We start from the raw sequence: 16,608 nt of genomic DNA on the forward strand, positions 1-16,608 counted from the left end.
GATTTTCGCTACGACCTGCGATTTATGAAGGAAGGTGCCTTATCGAATGGCTATTAAAATGATTGTCAAAGATCCGGACCCCGTTCTCCGCGAGGTGTGCAAGCCGGTCAGCAAAATTACGCCGAATATTCACAAGCTGCTGAAGGACATGGCCGATACGATGTACGACGCGGAAGGGGTCGGGCTGGCCGCGCCGCAAATCGGCATTTTGAAGCGCGTCATCGTGATGGATGTAGGCGATGAGCACGGGCTGATCGAAATGATCAATCCGGAGATTATCGAGCGGGAAGGGGAGCAGTTCGGGCCGGAGGGCTGCCTCAGCATTCCCGGCCTTACGGGAGATGTGCGCCGGGCCGAGCGGGTGAAGGCGAAGGGGCTCGACCGTCACGGCAATGAGATCGTCATCGAAGGGACCGGACTGCTCGCCCGCTGCATCCAGCATGAGATCGATCATTTGAACGGCGTGCTGTACACGGATTTGGCCGAGGCGATGTACCGCAGCGACGCGAAAGAGGCCAGAGAGCGGGAGGAAGCATGAGAATTGTGTTCATGGGTACGCCGGAGTTCGCAGTGCCTTCCCTTCGGGCGCTCCTGGGCAGCGGTCTGGGCGATGTCGTCGGCGTCGTGACCCAGCCCGACCGCCCGGTCGGCCGCAAGCGCGTGCTGACGCCGCCCCCGGTCAAGGTCGAGGCCGAGAAGCACGCTCTGCCCGTGCTTCAGCTCGAACGGCTGCGCCGGCCCGAAGCCGTCGAGGCGCTGCGCGAGTGGCGCCCCGATCTGATCGTCACCGCCGCCTTCGGGCAAATATTGCCCAAGGCGGTGCTCGATCTGCCGCGGCTCGGCTGCATCAACGTGCACGCTTCGCTGCTGCCCAAATACCGCGGCGGCGCGCCGATTCATTACGCCGTCATGAACGGCGACGCCGTGACCGGAGTGACGATCATGTACATGGCCGAGGGGCTGGATACCGGCGATATGATCAGCAAGATCGAAGTGCCGATCGGCGATGACGACACGACGGGCACGATGTTCCGCAAGCTGAGCGAGGCGGGAGCGCAGCTGCTGCTGGATACGCTTCCCGGCCTGTTGGCCGGCACGGTCACCGCCGTGCCCCAGAACGAAGCGGAGGCCGTGTACGCCCCCAACATTACCCGCGAGCAGGAGCGGATCGATTGGAGCCGTTCGGCGGAGGAGATCTGGAATCTGACCCGCGCGCTGCATCCCCGTCCCGGGGCGTATACGCTCTGGAACGGCGACGTGCTCAAAATATGGAAAGCCGCCAAGCCTGCCGGCGCCGCGGCCCCGGCAGGCGCTGCGCCCGGCACCGTGCTGGCTGCCGGTGAGCGGGGCATCGACGTGGCCACCGGCCGCGGCGTACTGACCGTGCTGGAAGTGCAGCCCGCCGGCAAGAAGGCGATGGCTGCGGCGGCGCTGGCCCGCAGCGGGCAGCTTAAGCCAGGGACGGTGCTGGGCTCGTGAAGCGCGGAGGCACAAGCGGCGGCGCTGCAGGCAGGAAGGGAAGCGCCCGGGAGGCGGCGCTCGATGTGCTCGTCCGCGTGGAGGAGGACCGCTCCTACAGCAACCTGCTGCTGAACCGGACGCTGCAGCAGTACCGGCTGGAGCGGCAGGACGCGGCGCTTGCCACCGAGCTTGTCTACGGCACGATCCAGCGGCTGAACACGATCGATTACTATTTGGCGCGCTTCGTCGCCAAAGGAATGGACAAGCTGCAGCCGTGGGTTCGCGCCCTGCTGCGGCTCGGTTTTTATCAGCTGCATTATTTGACGCGCATCCCCGCCCATGCGGCCGTGAGCGAGGCGGTCAACATCGCCAAAAAACGCGGCCATCCCGGCATATCGGGCATGGTGAACGGGGTGCTGCGCAACGTGTCGAGGCGCAGGGCCGAGCTCGTCCTGCCAGGCGATCTGCCCCCGGTCCGGCGCATCGCCCTCGAGCATTCGCATCCCGAGTGGATGGTGCGCCGTTGGATCGGGCAGTACGGGGAAGCGGCCTGCGAGGCGATGTGCCGGGCCAACAACGAGCCGCCGCACACGAGCATCCGCGTCAACCGGCTGCGGACGACCCGTGACGAGCTGATCGCGCGGCTACGGGAGGCCGGGCTGACGGCGGAGCCGTCGCCCGTCGCTCCAGGCGGCGTGCTCGTCCGCGGCGGCGGCAACATGGCGCTGGCGCCGGAATACGGCGCCGGCCTGTACTCGGTGCAGGACGAAAGCTCGATGCTCGTGGCCGAGTGGGTCGATCCGCAGCCGGGGCAGCGGGTGCTGGACTGCTGCGCCGCCCCCGGAGGGAAGACGGCGCATATGGCCGAGAAGATGGGCGACCGCGGGGAGATTGTCGCCTGCGACGTCCACGAGCACAAGGAGAAGCTGGTCCGCGAGCAGGCGGAGCGTCTCGGACTCCGCTCGATCCGCACGGTCGTCGCCGACGCCCGGACGCTGCAGGAGCGTTTCCCGGCGGCGAGCTTCGACCGGATATTGCTGGACGCCCCCTGCTCGGGGCTCGGCGTCATCCGGCGCAAGCCGGACATGAAATGGGCCAAGGGCGAAAGCGAAATCGCAGCGGTGGCCGAGGTGCAGCGCGAGCTGCTGGAGGCGGTTCATCCGCTGCTGAAGCCCGGCGGCGTGCTCGTATACAGCACATGCACCGTCGAGCGGAGCGAGAACGAGGAGCAGATCGCCGAATTTCTTGGGCGCCATCCCGAGTTCGCGCCGGATGCGCCGCAAGGGGCGGCGCAGGCGGATAAGCTTCGCCTAACGCGGCCGGATGCGCTCGGCGGCGCCGCGGTGCAGATCCTGCCGTCCGATTACGGCTCCGACGGTTTTTTCATCGCCCGCCTGAGGAAGCGAGCATAAGCAGCCGCATTGTGGTAAAATAAACGTGGTTTTTCACTTTTGAATACAGGTTGTGATCTATCCGATGGAGCAAACGGAGAACAAGCCGTACGTCTACGATTACACGCTGGAGGATTGGCAGGAATGGGTTCGGCTGAACGGCGAGCCCGCTTTCCGCGCCGGACAAATCTTCGATTGGCTCTATGTGAAAAGAGTTTCGAGCTTCGAGGCGATGTCGAATTTGCCCAAGGCGCTGAGAGAGAAGCTGGCGGCGCAATTCGCCTTCGTCACGCTGACCGAGATCGCCAAATACAAATCGCAGGACGGCACGGTCAAGTTCCTGTTCGAGCTGGCGGACAAAAACGCCATTGAAACAGTCATCATGAAGCATAACTACGGCAACAGCGTCTGCGTGACGACCCAGGTCGGCTGCCGGATCGGCTGTACGTTCTGCGCCTCGACGCTGGGCGGGCTGAAGCGCAACCTGACGCCGGGCGAGATCATCGCCCAGGTCGTGAAGGCGCAGCAGCTCTTGGATGACACGCAGGAGAGGGTCAGCAGCATCGTCGTGATGGGCATCGGGGAGCCGTTCGAAAATTACGACGCCCTGATGAAGTTTTTGCGCGTCATGATTCACCCGAAAGGGCTGAATATCGGCCAGCGGCACATTACCGTGTCGACCAGCGGCATCGTTCCGAATATATATCGCTTCGCCGACGAGAACACGCAGGTGAATCTGGCGATCTCGATCCATGCGCCGAACGACGCGCTGCGTTCGAAGCTGATGCCGGTCAACCGGCGCTTTCCGTTCGCCGACCTGATCGAAGCGTGCCGCTACTATGTGGCGAAGACCGGACGCCGCATCACGTTCGAGTACGCGCTGATGGGCGGGGTGAACGATCAGCCGGAGCATGCGGAGGAGTTGGCTGGCGTGCTGCAGCAGTTTCCGTTCGTTCACGTCAACCTCATACCGGTCAACTTCGTATCCGAACGGAATTATGTGCGGACGCCGAAGGACGACATTTTCGCGTTTCAACGCATCTTGGAGAAGCACAGGATCAATGCGACGATCCGCAGGGAGCAGGGCAGCGATATTGCCGCTGCATGCGGACAGCTGCGGGCGAAGCATATGGAGACGGGAGCGAGGTGAGAGGAGCGATGATCAAATCGGCATATCGCTCGGATATCGGCCGGGTGCGCACGGTCAATGAAGACCGGGCCGTCGTCGTGAACGATCTCGGCGGCTTGTCCCTGGCGATTGTGGCAGACGGCATGGGAGGCCATCAGGCCGGCGATATCGCCAGCCAGATGGCCGTCGAGCTGCTTCAGCAGCAGCTGCGGCCGGTGACCCGGGAGGTGCCGCCGGAAGCAAGGAAAGCGCTGCTGGAAGCGGCTGTCGTGACGACGAACGAACAAATATTCGAGTTCGCCTCTGGAAGAGAGCATTTTCACGGCATGGGCACGACGGTCGTGGCTGTGCTGGCGGACGACAAGAGCGCAGTCATCGCGCATATCGGCGACAGCCGGGCTTACCTTGTCCGGGCGGGCCGGATCGAGCAGCTGACCGAGGATCACTCCCTGGTCAACGAGCTGCTGAGGAACGGCCAAATTACCCGCGAGGAAGCGGATCATCATCCGCGGCGCAATGTGCTGACGCGGGCGCTCGGCACGGAATCGGCCATCGAGGTCGATGTGCGCGAGATTGCCTGGCAGTCCGGCGATACGCTGCTCCTCTGCAGCGACGGACTGAGCAGCCTGGTCGATTCCGAGCGGATGGCCGCATTGATTGCGGGAGAGGGCGACCTGGAGGAAAAAGCGGAGCTTCTCGTCAATGAGGCGCTTCATGCGAGAGGAGACGATAACATCACGGTGGTGCTGCTCTCTAATACGGGGGACGGCGCCGGGCATAACGATGGAGAAGCGGGGTGAGAATGAATGATCGGCAGCCGGTTGGGAGGACGCTATGAGATTCTCGAGAAAGTCGGCGGCGGCGGCATGGCTATTGTGTACAAAGGACTCGATATTTTATTGCACCGCCACATCGCCGTCAAAGTGCTGCGTCAGCAATACGTGCATGACGAGGAATTCATTCACCGCTTTCGTCGCGAAGCTCAGGCGGCGGCTTCTTTATCTCATCCGAATATCGTCAGCATCTACGATGTAGGTCAGCAGGACGACACTCACTATATCGTCATGGAGTATATCGAGGGCACGACGCTGAACGAGCTGATCAAGGAACGGGCGCCTCTGCAGGTCGAGGAGGCGGTGCATATCGCCAGCCAAATTTGCGACGCGCTCGATCACGCCCATCACAATCAGATCATTCACCGCGATATCAAGCCCCACAACATTTTGATCGGACGCAACGGACGGGTCAAGGTCACCGATTTCGGCATCGCCCGCGCCGTCACGTCTTCGACGATTACGCAGACGGGTTCGGTCGTCGGCTCGGTACATTATTTTTCGCCCGAGCATGCCAAGGGCATCTCGACCGGGGAGCAGTCGGATCTGTACTCGCTCGGCATTGTCATGTACCAGATGCTTACGGGAAGGCTGCCGTTCCTCGGGGAAAGCCCGATCAGCGTGGCGCTCAAGCATTTGCAGGAAGAGGTTGAGGAGCCGCGCAAGGTGAATCCGCTCATTCCGCAGAGCGTGGAGAACATCATCCTGAAGGCGATGCGCAAAAACGCGTCCGAGCGCTACCGCTCGGCCAAGGATATGATGAACGATCTGGAGACAAGCTTGCTGCCGCACCGCCGCAACGAGCCGAAGCTTGATTTTGCGGATGAAGACGAGCTCGACGAGGAGCGGACGCTGGTTATGCCGGCCATCCGTCCCGGACAGTACGACATCCGCGCCGCAGCGGACGAGGAGGAAGCCGAGCTGGATGGGGAGGACGCGGCAGCCGCTCCGCCCCGCCGGCAAAAGCGCTGGGTGAAGCCGACGGTCTGGTTCGCCGTGCTGATGTCGCTGCTCGCCGGCATGTGGTATTTGGTCGGGTACGTGAAGGAGGCTTGGGTCGTCCAGGACGTGCTCGTTCCGACCGTCGTCAACAAGCCGCTCGAAGAGGCGCTGCAGCTGCTGACGAACGCTCAGCTCAAGCCCGCCGTTCAGCGCGAACATTCGGATACGGTGGCTCAGGATGTCGTTATCCGCCAATCGCCGGCCGACATTCGGGTGAAGCCGCAATCGACCGTCACCCTGATTGTGAGCGACGGGCGCAAGAAAGAGAAAATACCGAACGTCATCGGCGGCAAGCTCGCCGACGCGAAGCTGGCCCTGACGGCGCTCGGCATTCCCGAGGGCAATATTCAGGTGAAGGAAGAGCCTATGCCTGAAGAAGAAGGAACGGTTGCGGCCCAGCAGCCGGACCCGAACACGGAGGTCGATCCGGCCGAGGCGAAGGTGGTGCTGACGGTCAGCAAAGGGCCGGAAAAGGTCGCCATGCCGAATCTGATCGGGGCGACGGAAGAGGAAGCGAAGAACATGATCGCCGCCAAAAAGCTGAAGCTGGCCAAGGACGCGATCCAATACGAGGAGAGCTACAAGCATCCGAAGGACCGGGTCATCATGCAGTTCCCGTTTCAGCCGGATGAGCAGGTGCCTGTAGGAAGCGAGATTACGAAGCTCGTCGTCAGCTCCGGTTTTCCCGAGGAAGCGGGCCAGATGACCGTCATGGTGCCGATCGGTCCGGCTCAGCAAGGCCGCCCGTCGACCGTCGAGATCATTTTGAGCGATGCGCAGTTCGACAATCATAAATATACGACGCTAAGCAATATTACCGCGTCGGAGAACGTAGAGGTTCGGCTCGTCGTCTCGCCGGACAAAAATGCGACGATCCAAATTCGGACGGACGGGAAGCAGACGGACGTGCGCACGATTACCTATAAGGATTACGAAGCCTGGAAGAACGGGGAGACGAATCCGCCGGAAGCCGGGGAGAGCGGTTCGGAGGAGACGCAGCCCGTTCATGCGCCGGCGCAGGGCGGGGCCCAGGACGGGCAGTCCAACCAGGCGAACCAAGCGCCGGCGGCAGGCGAGCAGAAGCAGGAAGGCGATGAGGCCCGGGAGGGCAGCCAAAATCAATAAAACAGGAGGCAGCATTTCTTACATGCCAACCGGTTTGATCGTCAAGGCGTTAAGCGGATATTATTACGTATTGCCCGACGGGGGGGATTCCGGCGAGCCGGTCCAATGCCGCGCCCGCGGCGTCTTCAAGAAACGGGGCGTCTCGCCGCTGGTCGGCGACCGGGTGAGCTTCGAGCTGACGGAGAACGGCGAAGGCACGGTGACCGAGATTCGGCCCCGCTCCTCCGAGCTCATTCGCCCGCCGGTGGCCAATGTCGATCTCGTCGTGCTGGTGTTCGCCGTCGCCGAGCCGGCGCTCAATCTGCAGCTGCTGGACAAGTTTCTGGTGCATGCGGAAAGCGCCGGCCTCGGCGCCGTCATCTGCTTGACGAAGAGCGATCTGGCGTCGGCAGCCGGCGCGCTAGAGGCGGAGGACTCCGCTGCTCCGGAGGCCGTCCGCCGCCTGTACGAATCGATCGGCTACCCGGTGATCGAGACGAGCTCGCGGTTGGGAACAGGTCTCGGCGAGCTGCTTGAGCGGCTGAAGGGGCGCATCGGCGTGTTCGCCGGCCAATCGGGCGTCGGCAAATCTTCGCTGCTGAACGCCCTCATACCCGGCTTGCGGCTGGAGACGAACGAGATCAGCATGAAGCTCGGACGAGGCAAGCATACGACGCGTCACGTCGAGCTTGTCCGCCTGCCGGGCGGCGGCCTGGTGGCCGACACGCCGGGGTTCAGCCAGCTTGATTTTCTTCACGTGGAAGCGGACGGTCTGTCCGCCTGCTTCCGCGAATTCGCGCCATATGCGGAGGAATGCCGCTTTCGCGGCTGCCTGCACCGGCACGAGCCGGGCTGCCGGGTCATGGCGGCCAAGGAAGAAGGCTTGATCGCCGCCTCGCGATACAATCATTACGTGCAATTTCTCGAAGAAATGAAAGAGAAGAAAAGGAGGTACTAGTCTTGCTGCGGATAGCACCATCTATACTGTCTGCCGACTTTTCCAGGCTTGGCGCGGAAATTGCCGATGTGGAGAAGGGCGGGGCCGACTGGATTCACGTTGACGTGATGGACGGCCACTTTGTTCCGAACATGACGATCGGCCCGCTGGTGGTGGAGGCCATTCGTCCTGTCACCGCGCTTCCGCTCGACGTCCATCTGATGATCGAGCAGCCGGACCGGTACATTCCCGCCTTCGCCCGGGCGGGCGCGGATTTGATTTCGGTGCATGTCGAGGCGTGCACGCATCTTCACCGGACGGTCGGCTTTATTAAGGAGCAGGGGGTCAAGGCGGGAATCGTGCTGAATCCGGCGACGCCGCTCGCCGTTCTCGATTACGTATTGGACGAGCAGCCTGATCTGATTTTGCTGATGACGGTGAACCCGGGCTTCGGAGGGCAGCAGTTCATCCCCGCCATGCTGCGCAAAATCCGGGAGCTTCGCCGCATGCTGAACGAGCGCGGGTTATCTCATATCGACATTGAAGTCGACGGAGGGATCAATGAGCATACGGCCAGGCAGGTGATCGAAGCGGGCGCCAATGTGCTGGTCGCAGGCAATGCGGTGTTCAATGAGCCGGACCGGGCCGAGGCGATTCGGCGCATTCGCGGCCGGGAGGAGTGAGGTATTGTTAGCGATGAGAGCGTTAGCGGTGATCGGCTACAGCCTGCTGTGCGCAGCCCTGCTCAGTTTGTTCTCGCAGATTGAGGATTTGTTCCGCTACTTTTTTTCTTTGGGGGCGCTCTATGCGGGGATTCATTTTTTCAAGCGTTATGAAGCTCTCGGCATGCGCATCGCCTTCATTTCCGTCACGATTGTGCTTTACTTCATTTTCGCTTTCATTTATGCCGTATACGTGGCTATGCAGCAAATGCCGCCGTTATGAGCGAATACATAAAGATGCATAAACGGCCTGCGGCCGGAATAACATGGTTACAAAAGTGAGCTTGCTTTTGTAGCCTTTTTTGTCTTTATCCGCCTTGTCGGCGGGTATAAGGTATGGGAACATTTTGAGTGAAAGGCGAATATATTGAAGCATGCGGCAATCAGGGGGTTGTGCCGGGATGAAGCCCCCGAGGCGGGAGGATGGCGAGAAATCGGGCCAGGCAGAACTTGGAGGAGGGAAAGGCAATGAAATTTTACACCATCAAGCTTCCTAAATTTTTAGGCGGGTTTGTCAAGGCGATCCTGAACACGTTCAGCAAAAACGGATGATCCTTAAAGCGCGGCGGCCGCAAACTAAAAAAAGCACCTGAACCAGGTGCTTTTTGTCTGTAAGCCGCAAAGCTTACACGCGAGTAACCTTGCCGGATTTCAAAGCCTTCGTGCTTACCCATACACGCTTCGGCTTACCGTTGACGAGGATGCGGACTTTCTGAACGTTCACGCCCCAAGTGCGCTTCGTCTTGTTGTTGGCATGAGACACGTGATTGCCGGTGCCTGGTCCTTTGCCAGTGATAAAACATTTGCGGGACATCGAGTTACACCTCCTTACAAGTTCCAATGACCGCAGGCGGTCGAACACACTAAAAAACACACTTATCCATCATATCACAGCTTAAAATGCCGCGTCAATGCAATCTATTTGGCTTGCCGGCGGTCAAGGCCGCGTTTGTTTATTTCTTTGTCTCATTATAGTACAATAAGATGTGACCATCCTAAACTATACATAAGGAGCTGTTCGCGATGGCTATCGAACTGGAAACAGAATATGGCAAGGTTTACGTTACCGATCAAGTCATTGCCTTACTGGCCGGCTCTGCGGCTTTGGACTGCTACGGATTGGTCGGAATGGCTTCTCGCAATCAGCTCAAAGACGGCATTGCCGAACTCTTGCGCAAGGACAACTTGAGCCGCGGCGTCGAGGTGCGGCGCAGCGAACAAGGGGCGCTTGTCATTGATTTATATATCGTCGTCAGTTACGGCACGAAAATTTCCGTGGTCGCGCACAACGTCCAGACGAAGGTGAAATACGTCTTGAACGAAGTCGCCGGCCTGCAGGTGGAAGCCGTCAATATTTTCGTAGCGGGGGTACGAATCGCACAATAAAGCTGAAGCGGCAGTCCGGCGCCGGGCAGCGGGCGCCGGGAGGGTTCATTGCAGGAAGGAGAATGGTTTTATTGGGAAAGCGCTTAAATATTAACGGCAACGATTTTATCCGAATGGTGGAGGCCGGGGCCTTGCAGCTCAAGACGAATGCGGACAAGGTGAACGCGCTGAACGTCTTTCCCGTCCCTGACGGGGATACCGGCACCAACATGAATTTAACGCTGACGTCCGGCGTGGAAGAGCTGCGCCGACGCCCATCGGAGCATCTCGGTAAGGCGGCCGAAGCGCTCGCCAAAGGACTGCTCATGGGCGCGCGCGGGAACTCCGGCGTCATCTTGTCCCAATTGTTCCGCGGTTTCTCCAAAGCGGTGGCCGACCATGAATCCGCCGATGCGCGGCTGTTCGCAGCGGCGCTGCAGAGCGGCGTCGATATGGCTTACAAGGCGGTCGTGAGACCGGTCGAAGGCACGATTTTGACCGTGGCCAAGGAAGCGGCGAAGCGCGCGGGGCACGTCGCCAAGCGGACGAGCAATGTCGGCGTCGTGATGCGCGAGGTGCTGGCAGGGGGCGGAGAGGCGCTGGCCAGAACGCCGGAGCTGCTGCCCGTTCTGAAGCAGGTCGGGGTCGTCGATTCCGGCGGTCAAGGTCTGATATACATCTACGAGGGCTTCGCCTCCGCTCTGGAAGCGCTCGAGGGCGAGCCGGAACTGCCGGGCGTGCCCTATGCCGCCTTCGGCACGGAGTCGATCGACGTCTCTTTTGAAGCCGAGCGCCCGCTTCCCGCGGCTTATGAGCATGGAGCGGAGCCCGGGAGAGCGCAGGCGAAGCTGGCGACGGAAGACATCGAATTCGGCTATTGCACCGAATTTATCGTGACGCTGAATCCGGCCAAGCTGGCCGGCCGCCCGTTCGACGAGGAGCGCTTTCGCCGCGAGCTGTCGCAGTTTGGCGATTCTTTGCTCGTCGTAGCCGACGAAGATTTGGTCAAGGTGCACATTCATGCCGAGTATCCCGGCAGCGTCATGAACCATGCGCAGACGTTCGGTGAGCTCAGCCGCATCAAGATCGAGAATATGCGCGATCAGCATGCCCATCTGCTGCGCGAGGAAGCGCCGGGGCTGCACATTTCCGCCGCCGATCTTCCCAAGGAGGCGGCAATGGCGGTCAAGCAGGAGGCGGCAATGGCGGCCAAGCGGTACGGCTTTGTCGCCGTATCGGCGGGCGAAGGCATCTCCGCCATCTTCCGCAGCCTCGGGGTGGACGAAATATTGCCCGGCGGCCAGACGATGAACCCGAGCACGGAGGATATCGTGAAATCGATCGGCAAGGTGGACGCCCAGACGGTGTTCGTGCTGCCGAACAATTCGAATATTATTATGGCCGCGCAGCAAGCGGTCGAGCTTGTGGAGAACAAGCAGGTCATCGTGATTCCGAGCAAGTCGATCCCGCAGGGCATCGCCGCGGCGCTCGCCTTTCAGGAGCACGCCGCTCCCGAGGAGAACGCCGATGAGATGCAGCAGGCGCTGCAGCAGGTGCAGTCCGGCCAGGTAACTTATGCGGTGCGCGATACGCAGATGGACGGCATGGACATTCGGCAGGGCGATTACATTGGCATCCACAACGGGAAGATCGTCGTCTCCGAGCCGGATTGCGTCGCTTCCTGCCGCTCGCTCATCGACCGGATGGCCGAAAGCGGGGCGGAGATCGTCACCTTGTATTCCGGAGAGGATGCGTCGGAGGACATGACGCGCCGGCTGATCGAGTACGTGGAGCAGACGTATCCCGAGCTGGAGCTGGAAGTGCATAGCGGCGGTCAGCCGCTGTATTACTACATTATATCTGCGGAATGAGGTGAGCGGATTGCAGCAAGTTCGCATCGTAACGGACAGCACCGCCGACATTCCCGCGGACATTCGGCGGGAGCTGGGCATCGGGATGGTGCCGCTCAAAGTATTGTTCGGCTCCGAATCGTATCGCGACGCCGTCGATATGAGCGCGGAGCAATTCTACGACAGGCTGCCGTCGTTTGGCGGCTTGCCGACGACGTCGCAGCCGTCTCCCGCGGAATTTATGGACGTCTATGGCAAGCTGGCGGAGGAGGGCGCGAGGTCGATCGTATCGATCCACCTGTCTGCCGCCTTCAGCGGCACGTATCAATCGGCCCAGCTGGCCGCATCCATGATGGATGGCGGGCCGGATATTGCGGTGGTCGATTCCCGCTCCGCGTCGTACGGGATCGGCCTGCTCGCCGTCGAAGCGGCCAAGGCGGCGCGGGAAGGCAAGAGCAAGGATGAAATCGTCCAGCTTGTCGGCCGTTTGCGGGCGGAGACGAGACTCTATTTTCTGGTCGACACGCTGGAGTATTTGCAGAAGGGCGGGCGCATCGGCAAGGCGGCGGCGTTGGTCGGCTCTTTGCTCAACATCAAGCCGATTCTGTCCATCAATGACGAAGGCATCGTCTATTCGGTCGATAAAGTGCGCGGCAGCAAAAAAGCGGTCGCGCGCGTCATCGAGCTGCTGCAGAAGGAGCTCGGAGACCGTCCGGTGCATTTGATGATGGCGCATACGAACGCCCGTTCCGGAGCGGAAGAGGTGTACGCCTCGATCCGGCCGCATTTTGACGTGAGATCGGTGCAATATACGAACATCGGTCCGGTCGTCGGAGCGCATGTCGGTCCGGGGACCGTCGCCGTGTTCGCCAACCCGGCGTGAGGACGAGACTATGAATTTGTACGATATTCCGGTGACGCAGGTGCAAGGCGTCAAAGGCAAGAAAGCCCAGGAGCTGCTGGCGCTCGGACTGGACACGGTCGGGCGCCTGCTCGACCATTATCCGTTCCGCTACGAGGACTATACGCTCCGCGATTGGTCGGACGTGAAGGACGGGGACAAGATCACGGTGCAGGGCACCATCGTCGGCGTTCCGCAGCTGCAGATGTACGGGCGGACGAAGTCGCGGATGACCTGCAAGGTCGTCGTCGACCCGCTGTTCATCACGGCTGTGTGGTTCAACCGCCATTATCTGAAGGACAAGCTTCGGACCGGCGAGGAGATCGTGCTTACCGGCAAGTGGGATCAAAGAAGGCTGCAGCTGAACGTGACGGAGGTCGAATTTCCCGGCCAAGGCCCCTCCCGAACGGGCACGCTGCAGCCTGTTTATTCCATTACCGCGGGTCTTACGCAAAAATGGATGCGCCAAACGATGAGCCAGGCGCTCGCCCAATTCTCCGCCGCCATCGCCGAGGTGCTGCCGCCCGAGCTGACGCAGAAATACAAGCTGCCGCCCCGGCGATCGGCGGTGACGCTGCTTCATCTCCCGGGCAATGTCGAGCAGGGCAAGCTGGCCCGGCGGCGGATGGTGTACGAGGAGCTGTTCCTGTTTCAATTGAAAATGCAGGCTTACCGCGCGCTGAACCGCAGCCGCGCCGACGGTGTCGCGCATCCGGTCGATCTGCCGGCCGTCCGCGCCTTCGTGCGTGCGTTGCCGTTCAGGTTGACGGACTCGCAGAAGAAGGTGCTGGCGGAAATTCTCCACGATCTGCAGCAGCCGTACTGCATGAACCGTCTGCTGCAGGGCGATGTCGGCTCAGGCAAGACGGTCGTCGCCGCGGCGGCGCTGTTCGCCGTGGTGAAGGCGGGCTATCAGGGGGCGCTCATGGTGCCGACGGAAATATTGGCCGAGCAGCACAAGCGCTCGCTCGACCGGCTGATGGAGCCGTACGGCATTCAGACGGCGCTCTTAACCGGCAGCCTGACGGACCGCCAGCGGCGCGAGACGCTCGGAGCGATCCAGATGGGGCTGGTCGATATCGTGGTCGGGACCCATGCGCTCATTCAGGAGGATGTGTTCTTCCGCCAGCTCGGTCTCGTCGTCACCGACGAGCAGCATCGCTTCGGCGTGCAGCAGCGCAGCGTCCTGCGGCGCAAAGGGATGAACCCGGACGTGCTGACGATGACGGCGACGCCGATCCCGCGGACGTTGGCCATCACCGCCTTCGGCGATATGGACGTCTCGACGCTGCGCGAGCTGCCGCAAGGACGCAAGCCGATCAAGACGTATGCGGTCGCCCACAGCATGCTGGACCGCGTGATCGGCTTCATCCGCCGGGAGACGGCGGCCGGGCGTCAGGCGTACGTCATTTGCCCGCTGATCGAGGAATCAGACAAGCTGGACGTGCAGAACGCGATCGACGTGCATGCCCAGCTGCAATTCGCCCTTCCGGAATGCCGCGTCGGCCTGCTTCACGGCCGGATGCATCCGTCCGAGAAGGACGAGGTGATGCGCGATTTCAGCGAAGGAAGGCTGCACGTGCTCGTCTCGACGACCGTCATCGAGGTCGGCGTCGACGTGCCGAACGCGACGCTGATGGTCGTCTATGACGCCGACCGGTTCGGTTTGTCGCAGCTGCACCAGCTGCGCGGCCGGGTAGGCCGCGGCGAGCATCAATCCTACTGCGTGCTGATCGCCGATCCGAAAAGCGAGACGGGCAAGGAGCGGATGAAGGCGATGACCGAGACGAACGACGGCTTCGAGATCGCCCGCCGCGATCTGGAGCTGCGGGGGCCCGGCGATTTCTTCGGAACGAAGCAGAGCGGCTTGCCCGAATTCAAGCTGGCGGACCCGGCCGCCGACTTCGAGCAGATGGAGCTTGCCCGCGACGACGCGGCGGAGCTGGTGCAGCGGCCCGATTTCTGGACGGCGCCCGTCTATGCGCCGCTGCGGGAGTTCCTGCAGCGGGAGCACATTTTCGATAACGAGCTGTTGGACTAATCCCATAAAATAGGTACACATGTCCGAGCCCTTCGTCATAGACTTTACTGTATGACTACAGTAAGTCCAATCGGCAAGACGAGCGGAGGTGCCTGGCATGAGTTATGTGAAATACGGCTTCGATCCGGTCCAGGTAGAGCGGATCAAATTCAAACTGAAAAATCCGGCGGTCAAGGAAAGAGTCAAAATGATGATGAAAGGCGTGACCAAGTACGATCTGCAGGACCGGACCAAGGTGCGCCGTTTCGTCGACCAGCTGAGTTCCCTGCTGGGCGAATCGATGACGCCGCAGCAGAAGGAGCATCTGGTCAGCTTTGTCATTTCGCAAAAGATCGACCCGAACAACACGTTTCATTTGATCAAGCTGTGGGGCATGTTCCGCTAACTCGGAAAGCGGGAGATGGGGGGCACGCGGCGAATCGGCGGTTGTCTTTGGTCGGAAAGCGCTGATGTCATGATCTGTTCTTATTTCGTGTGATCGAAATCACAAAGCATGCGTATCCCCGCCTGTATACTGGGTTTATAACAACCCGAAAGGTGTGAATGACGTATGCTGAACGAGAGGACGATCGCCGTGATCAAATCGACGGTGCCGGTGCTTGCCGAGCACGGCACGGCGATTACGAAATGCTTTTATAAGCGTTTGTTCACCAATCATCCGGAGCTTCTGAACATATTCAACCATGCCAACCAGCATCGCGGCCGCCAGCCCGAGGCGCTGGCGGGAGCGGTCTATGCCGCCGCGGCGCATATCGACAACCTGGAGGCGATCCTTCCTGCCGTCAGACAGATCGCTCATAAGCACCGCAGCCTCGGCATCCGGCCGGAGCAGTACCCGATTGTCGGCGAAAATCTGCTTGCGGCGATCAAGGAAGTGCTCGGCGATGCCGCGACGGACGAGATCATCCAGGCTTGGGCCGAATCGTACGGCGTCATTGCGGACGTCTTTATTTCGGTCGAAGCCGAGATGTACAGACAAGCCGAGCAGCAGGAAGGTGGCTGGGCGGACTTCCGCCCGTTCGTGGTGCAGCGCAAGGAGCGGGAAAGCGAGACGATCACTTCGTTCTATCTGGTGCCGCAGGACGGCGGTCCGCTGGCGCGGTTCGTTCCCGGCCAATATGTGAGCGTCAAGCCGGAGATGCCCGGCGAGCAATATACGCATATTCGCCAATATAGCCTGTCCGATGCGCCCGGGCGTCCTTATTACCGGATTACGGTCAAGCGCGAGGATGCCGCTGACGGCAAGCCGGCAGGCAAAGTGTCCACATATTTGCATACATCGGTCCGCGAAGGGGACGTTCTTCAGCTCAGCGCTCCGGCCGGCGATTTTACGCTCGACGCCGAAGACGATCGCCCGATCGTTCTGCTGAGCGGCGGAGTCGGACTCACCCCGCTGGTCAGCATGCTGAACACGCTCGCGGAGCAGCCTTCGGACCGCTCGATCACGTTCATTCACGCAGCACTGCGCGGCAGCGTGCACGCTCTGAAGGAGCAGGTGAACGAAGTTGCTGCCCGGTGCCCGAATGTTCGCGTCTACTACGCTTATTCGTCGCCGACCGAGGAGGATCGCGCTGCCGGCGGTTACGATAAGGAAGGCTTGATCGATGCAGAGTGGCTGCGGAGCGTCGTGCCGCAGGCAGACGTCCGGGTCTACTTGTGCGGCCCGACTCCGTTCATGGCCGCCATGTATCGGCAGCTTCTCGCCCTGGGCGTGCGGGAGAATGATATTCGCTACGAATTTTTCGGCCCCCAAGGCCAGCTTCTGGAAGAAGAGCAGGCGGTCCGGCGCTGACGAAGCCGAGGGTATGGCCGGCGGCTTATCCGCTGCGACGCATCGATGCAAGAACCTCCTTGCCGCTTTGATTGCGGTAA

Annotated in this window: 17 protein-coding genes; 16 read left to right on the top strand and 1 reads right to left on the bottom strand. The window is 61.1% G+C overall.

Annotation, left to right across the window (positions count from 1 at the left end):
• The first annotated feature begins 46 nt into the window (after positions 1-46).
• The 10 genes from def to spoVM all read left to right on the top strand — a co-directional run bounded on the left by def (position 47) and on the right by spoVM (position 9,131).
• A complete protein-coding gene (gene def, locus F591_RS0105840; RefSeq protein WP_019533653.1) occupies positions 47-538 on the top strand; it encodes a peptide deformylase in 492 nt (163 codons plus the stop codon).
• Entirely contained in the window at positions 535-1,479 is a 945-nt protein-coding gene (gene fmt, locus F591_RS0105845; RefSeq protein ID WP_019533654.1) for a methionyl-tRNA formyltransferase, read from the top strand. Before def ends, fmt begins: the two co-directional genes overlap by 4 nt.
• Positions 1,476-2,873 carry a 16S rRNA (cytosine(967)-C(5))-methyltransferase RsmB gene (gene rsmB, locus F591_RS0105850; RefSeq protein ID WP_019533655.1) on the top strand — a complete coding sequence of 466 codons (1,398 nt, stop codon included), beginning with the start codon at positions 1,476-1,478 and terminating at the stop codon, positions 2,871-2,873. The genes fmt and rsmB overlap by 4 nt, the downstream gene beginning before the upstream one ends.
• A 64-nt stretch (positions 2,874-2,937) precedes the next feature.
• Positions 2,938-4,002 (top strand): dual-specificity RNA methyltransferase RlmN, encoded by a 1,065-nt coding sequence (gene rlmN, locus F591_RS0105855; protein ID WP_019533656.1) that lies wholly within the window; start codon positions 2,938-2,940, stop codon positions 4,000-4,002.
• 8 nt (positions 4,003-4,010) lie between these two features.
• Positions 4,011-4,781 (top strand): Stp1/IreP family PP2C-type Ser/Thr phosphatase, encoded by a 771-nt coding sequence (locus tag F591_RS0105860; RefSeq protein ID WP_019533657.1) that lies wholly within the window; start codon positions 4,011-4,013, stop codon positions 4,779-4,781.
• Positions 4,782-4,787: 6 nt separating this feature from the next.
• Positions 4,788-6,941: a Stk1 family PASTA domain-containing Ser/Thr kinase gene (gene pknB, locus F591_RS0105865; protein ID WP_019533658.1), complete on the top strand. Its 2,154-nt coding sequence runs from the start codon at positions 4,788-4,790 to the stop codon at positions 6,939-6,941.
• Between the two features lie 22 nt (positions 6,942-6,963).
• The gene (rsgA, locus tag F591_RS0105870; protein ID WP_019533659.1) at positions 6,964-7,878 is read left to right on the top strand and encodes a ribosome small subunit-dependent GTPase A; all 915 of its coding nucleotides are present in this window, start codon (positions 6,964-6,966) and stop codon (positions 7,876-7,878) included.
• 2 nt (positions 7,879-7,880) lie between these two features.
• Positions 7,881-8,540 (top strand): ribulose-phosphate 3-epimerase, encoded by a 660-nt coding sequence (gene rpe / locus F591_RS0105875; RefSeq protein ID WP_019533660.1) that lies wholly within the window; start codon positions 7,881-7,883, stop codon positions 8,538-8,540.
• Positions 8,541-8,553: 13 nt separating this feature from the next.
• A complete protein-coding gene (locus tag F591_RS0105880) occupies positions 8,554-8,802 on the top strand; it encodes a hypothetical protein (protein WP_019533661.1) in 249 nt (82 codons plus the stop codon).
• Positions 8,803-9,047: 245 nt separating this feature from the next.
• Entirely contained in the window at positions 9,048-9,131 is an 84-nt protein-coding gene (gene spoVM, locus F591_RS27475; protein ID WP_019533662.1) for a stage V sporulation protein SpoVM, read from the top strand.
• 73 nt (positions 9,132-9,204) lie between these two features.
• Here spoVM and rpmB read toward each other — a convergent pair whose 3' ends face one another.
• Positions 9,205-9,393, bottom strand: a complete 189-nt coding sequence (rpmB, locus tag F591_RS0105890) for a 50S ribosomal protein L28 (RefSeq protein WP_019533663.1) — start codon at positions 9,391-9,393, stop codon at positions 9,205-9,207.
• A 209-nt stretch (positions 9,394-9,602) separates the two neighbouring features.
• Here rpmB and F591_RS0105895 point away from each other — a divergent pair, with 209 nt between their 5' ends.
• From F591_RS0105895 to hmpA, 6 genes are all read left to right on the top strand, one after another.
• A complete protein-coding gene (locus tag F591_RS0105895; protein WP_019533664.1) occupies positions 9,603-9,965 on the top strand; it encodes an Asp23/Gls24 family envelope stress response protein in 363 nt (120 codons plus the stop codon).
• A 62-nt stretch (positions 9,966-10,027) separates the two neighbouring features.
• Positions 10,028-11,815 carry a DAK2 domain-containing protein gene (locus F591_RS0105900; protein ID WP_040741149.1) on the top strand — a complete coding sequence of 596 codons (1,788 nt, stop codon included), beginning with the start codon at positions 10,028-10,030 and terminating at the stop codon, positions 11,813-11,815.
• Between the two features lie 10 nt (positions 11,816-11,825).
• Entirely contained in the window at positions 11,826-12,677 is an 852-nt protein-coding gene (locus tag F591_RS0105905; RefSeq protein WP_019533666.1) for a DegV family protein, read from the top strand.
• A 10-nt stretch (positions 12,678-12,687) separates the two neighbouring features.
• Positions 12,688-14,736, top strand: a complete 2,049-nt coding sequence (gene recG / locus F591_RS0105910) for an ATP-dependent DNA helicase RecG (protein ID WP_019533667.1) — start codon at positions 12,688-12,690, stop codon at positions 14,734-14,736.
• Between the two features lie 97 nt (positions 14,737-14,833).
• Positions 14,834-15,121, top strand: coding sequence for a stage VI sporulation protein F (locus F591_RS0105915; RefSeq protein WP_019533668.1), 288 nt, complete (start codon positions 14,834-14,836; stop codon positions 15,119-15,121).
• A gap of 165 nt (positions 15,122-15,286) precedes the next feature.
• Positions 15,287-16,528 carry an NO-inducible flavohemoprotein gene (hmpA, locus tag F591_RS0105920; protein ID WP_019533669.1) on the top strand — a complete coding sequence of 414 codons (1,242 nt, stop codon included), beginning with the start codon at positions 15,287-15,289 and terminating at the stop codon, positions 16,526-16,528.
• Positions 16,529-16,608 lie beyond the last annotated feature (80 nt).

Source organism: Paenibacillus ginsengihumi DSM 21568 (assembly GCF_000380965.1).
Classification (GTDB): Bacteria; Bacillota; Bacilli; order Paenibacillales; family NBRC-103111; genus Paenibacillus_G; species Paenibacillus_G ginsengihumi.

What these genes read in the sequence shown, in the direction of transcription:
- F591_RS0105895 (WP_019533664.1), top strand. Translation starts at nt 9,603, where the DNA reads ATGGCTATCGAACTGGAAACAGAATATGGCAAGGTTTACGTTACCGAT.
- pknB (WP_019533658.1), top strand. Translation starts at nt 4,788, where the DNA reads ATGATCGGCAGCCGGTTGGGAGGACGCTATGAGATTCTCGAGAAAGTC.
- fmt (WP_019533654.1), top strand. Translation starts at nt 535, where the DNA reads ATGAGAATTGTGTTCATGGGTACGCCGGAGTTCGCAGTGCCTTCCCTT.
- F591_RS0105900 (WP_040741149.1), top strand. Translation starts at nt 10,028, where the DNA reads ATGGTTTTATTGGGAAAGCGCTTAAATATTAACGGCAACGATTTTATC.
- rlmN (WP_019533656.1), top strand. Translation starts at nt 2,938, where the DNA reads ATGGAGCAAACGGAGAACAAGCCGTACGTCTACGATTACACGCTGGAG.
- rpmB (WP_019533663.1), bottom strand. Translation starts at nt 9,393, where the DNA reads ATGTCCCGCAAATGTTTTATCACTGGCAAAGGACCAGGCACCGGCAAT.
- def (WP_019533653.1), top strand. Translation starts at nt 47, where the DNA reads ATGGCTATTAAAATGATTGTCAAAGATCCGGACCCCGTTCTCCGCGAG.
- F591_RS0105860 (WP_019533657.1), top strand. Translation starts at nt 4,011, where the DNA reads ATGATCAAATCGGCATATCGCTCGGATATCGGCCGGGTGCGCACGGTC.
- recG (WP_019533667.1), top strand. Translation starts at nt 12,688, where the DNA reads ATGAATTTGTACGATATTCCGGTGACGCAGGTGCAAGGCGTCAAAGGC.
- spoVM (WP_019533662.1), top strand. Translation starts at nt 9,048, where the DNA reads ATGAAATTTTACACCATCAAGCTTCCTAAATTTTTAGGCGGGTTTGTC.
- hmpA (WP_019533669.1), top strand. Translation starts at nt 15,287, where the DNA reads ATGCTGAACGAGAGGACGATCGCCGTGATCAAATCGACGGTGCCGGTG.
- F591_RS0105915 (WP_019533668.1), top strand. Translation starts at nt 14,834, where the DNA reads ATGAGTTATGTGAAATACGGCTTCGATCCGGTCCAGGTAGAGCGGATC.
- rsgA (WP_019533659.1), top strand. Translation starts at nt 6,964, where the DNA reads ATGCCAACCGGTTTGATCGTCAAGGCGTTAAGCGGATATTATTACGTA.
- F591_RS0105880 (WP_019533661.1), top strand. Translation starts at nt 8,554, where the DNA reads ATGAGAGCGTTAGCGGTGATCGGCTACAGCCTGCTGTGCGCAGCCCTG.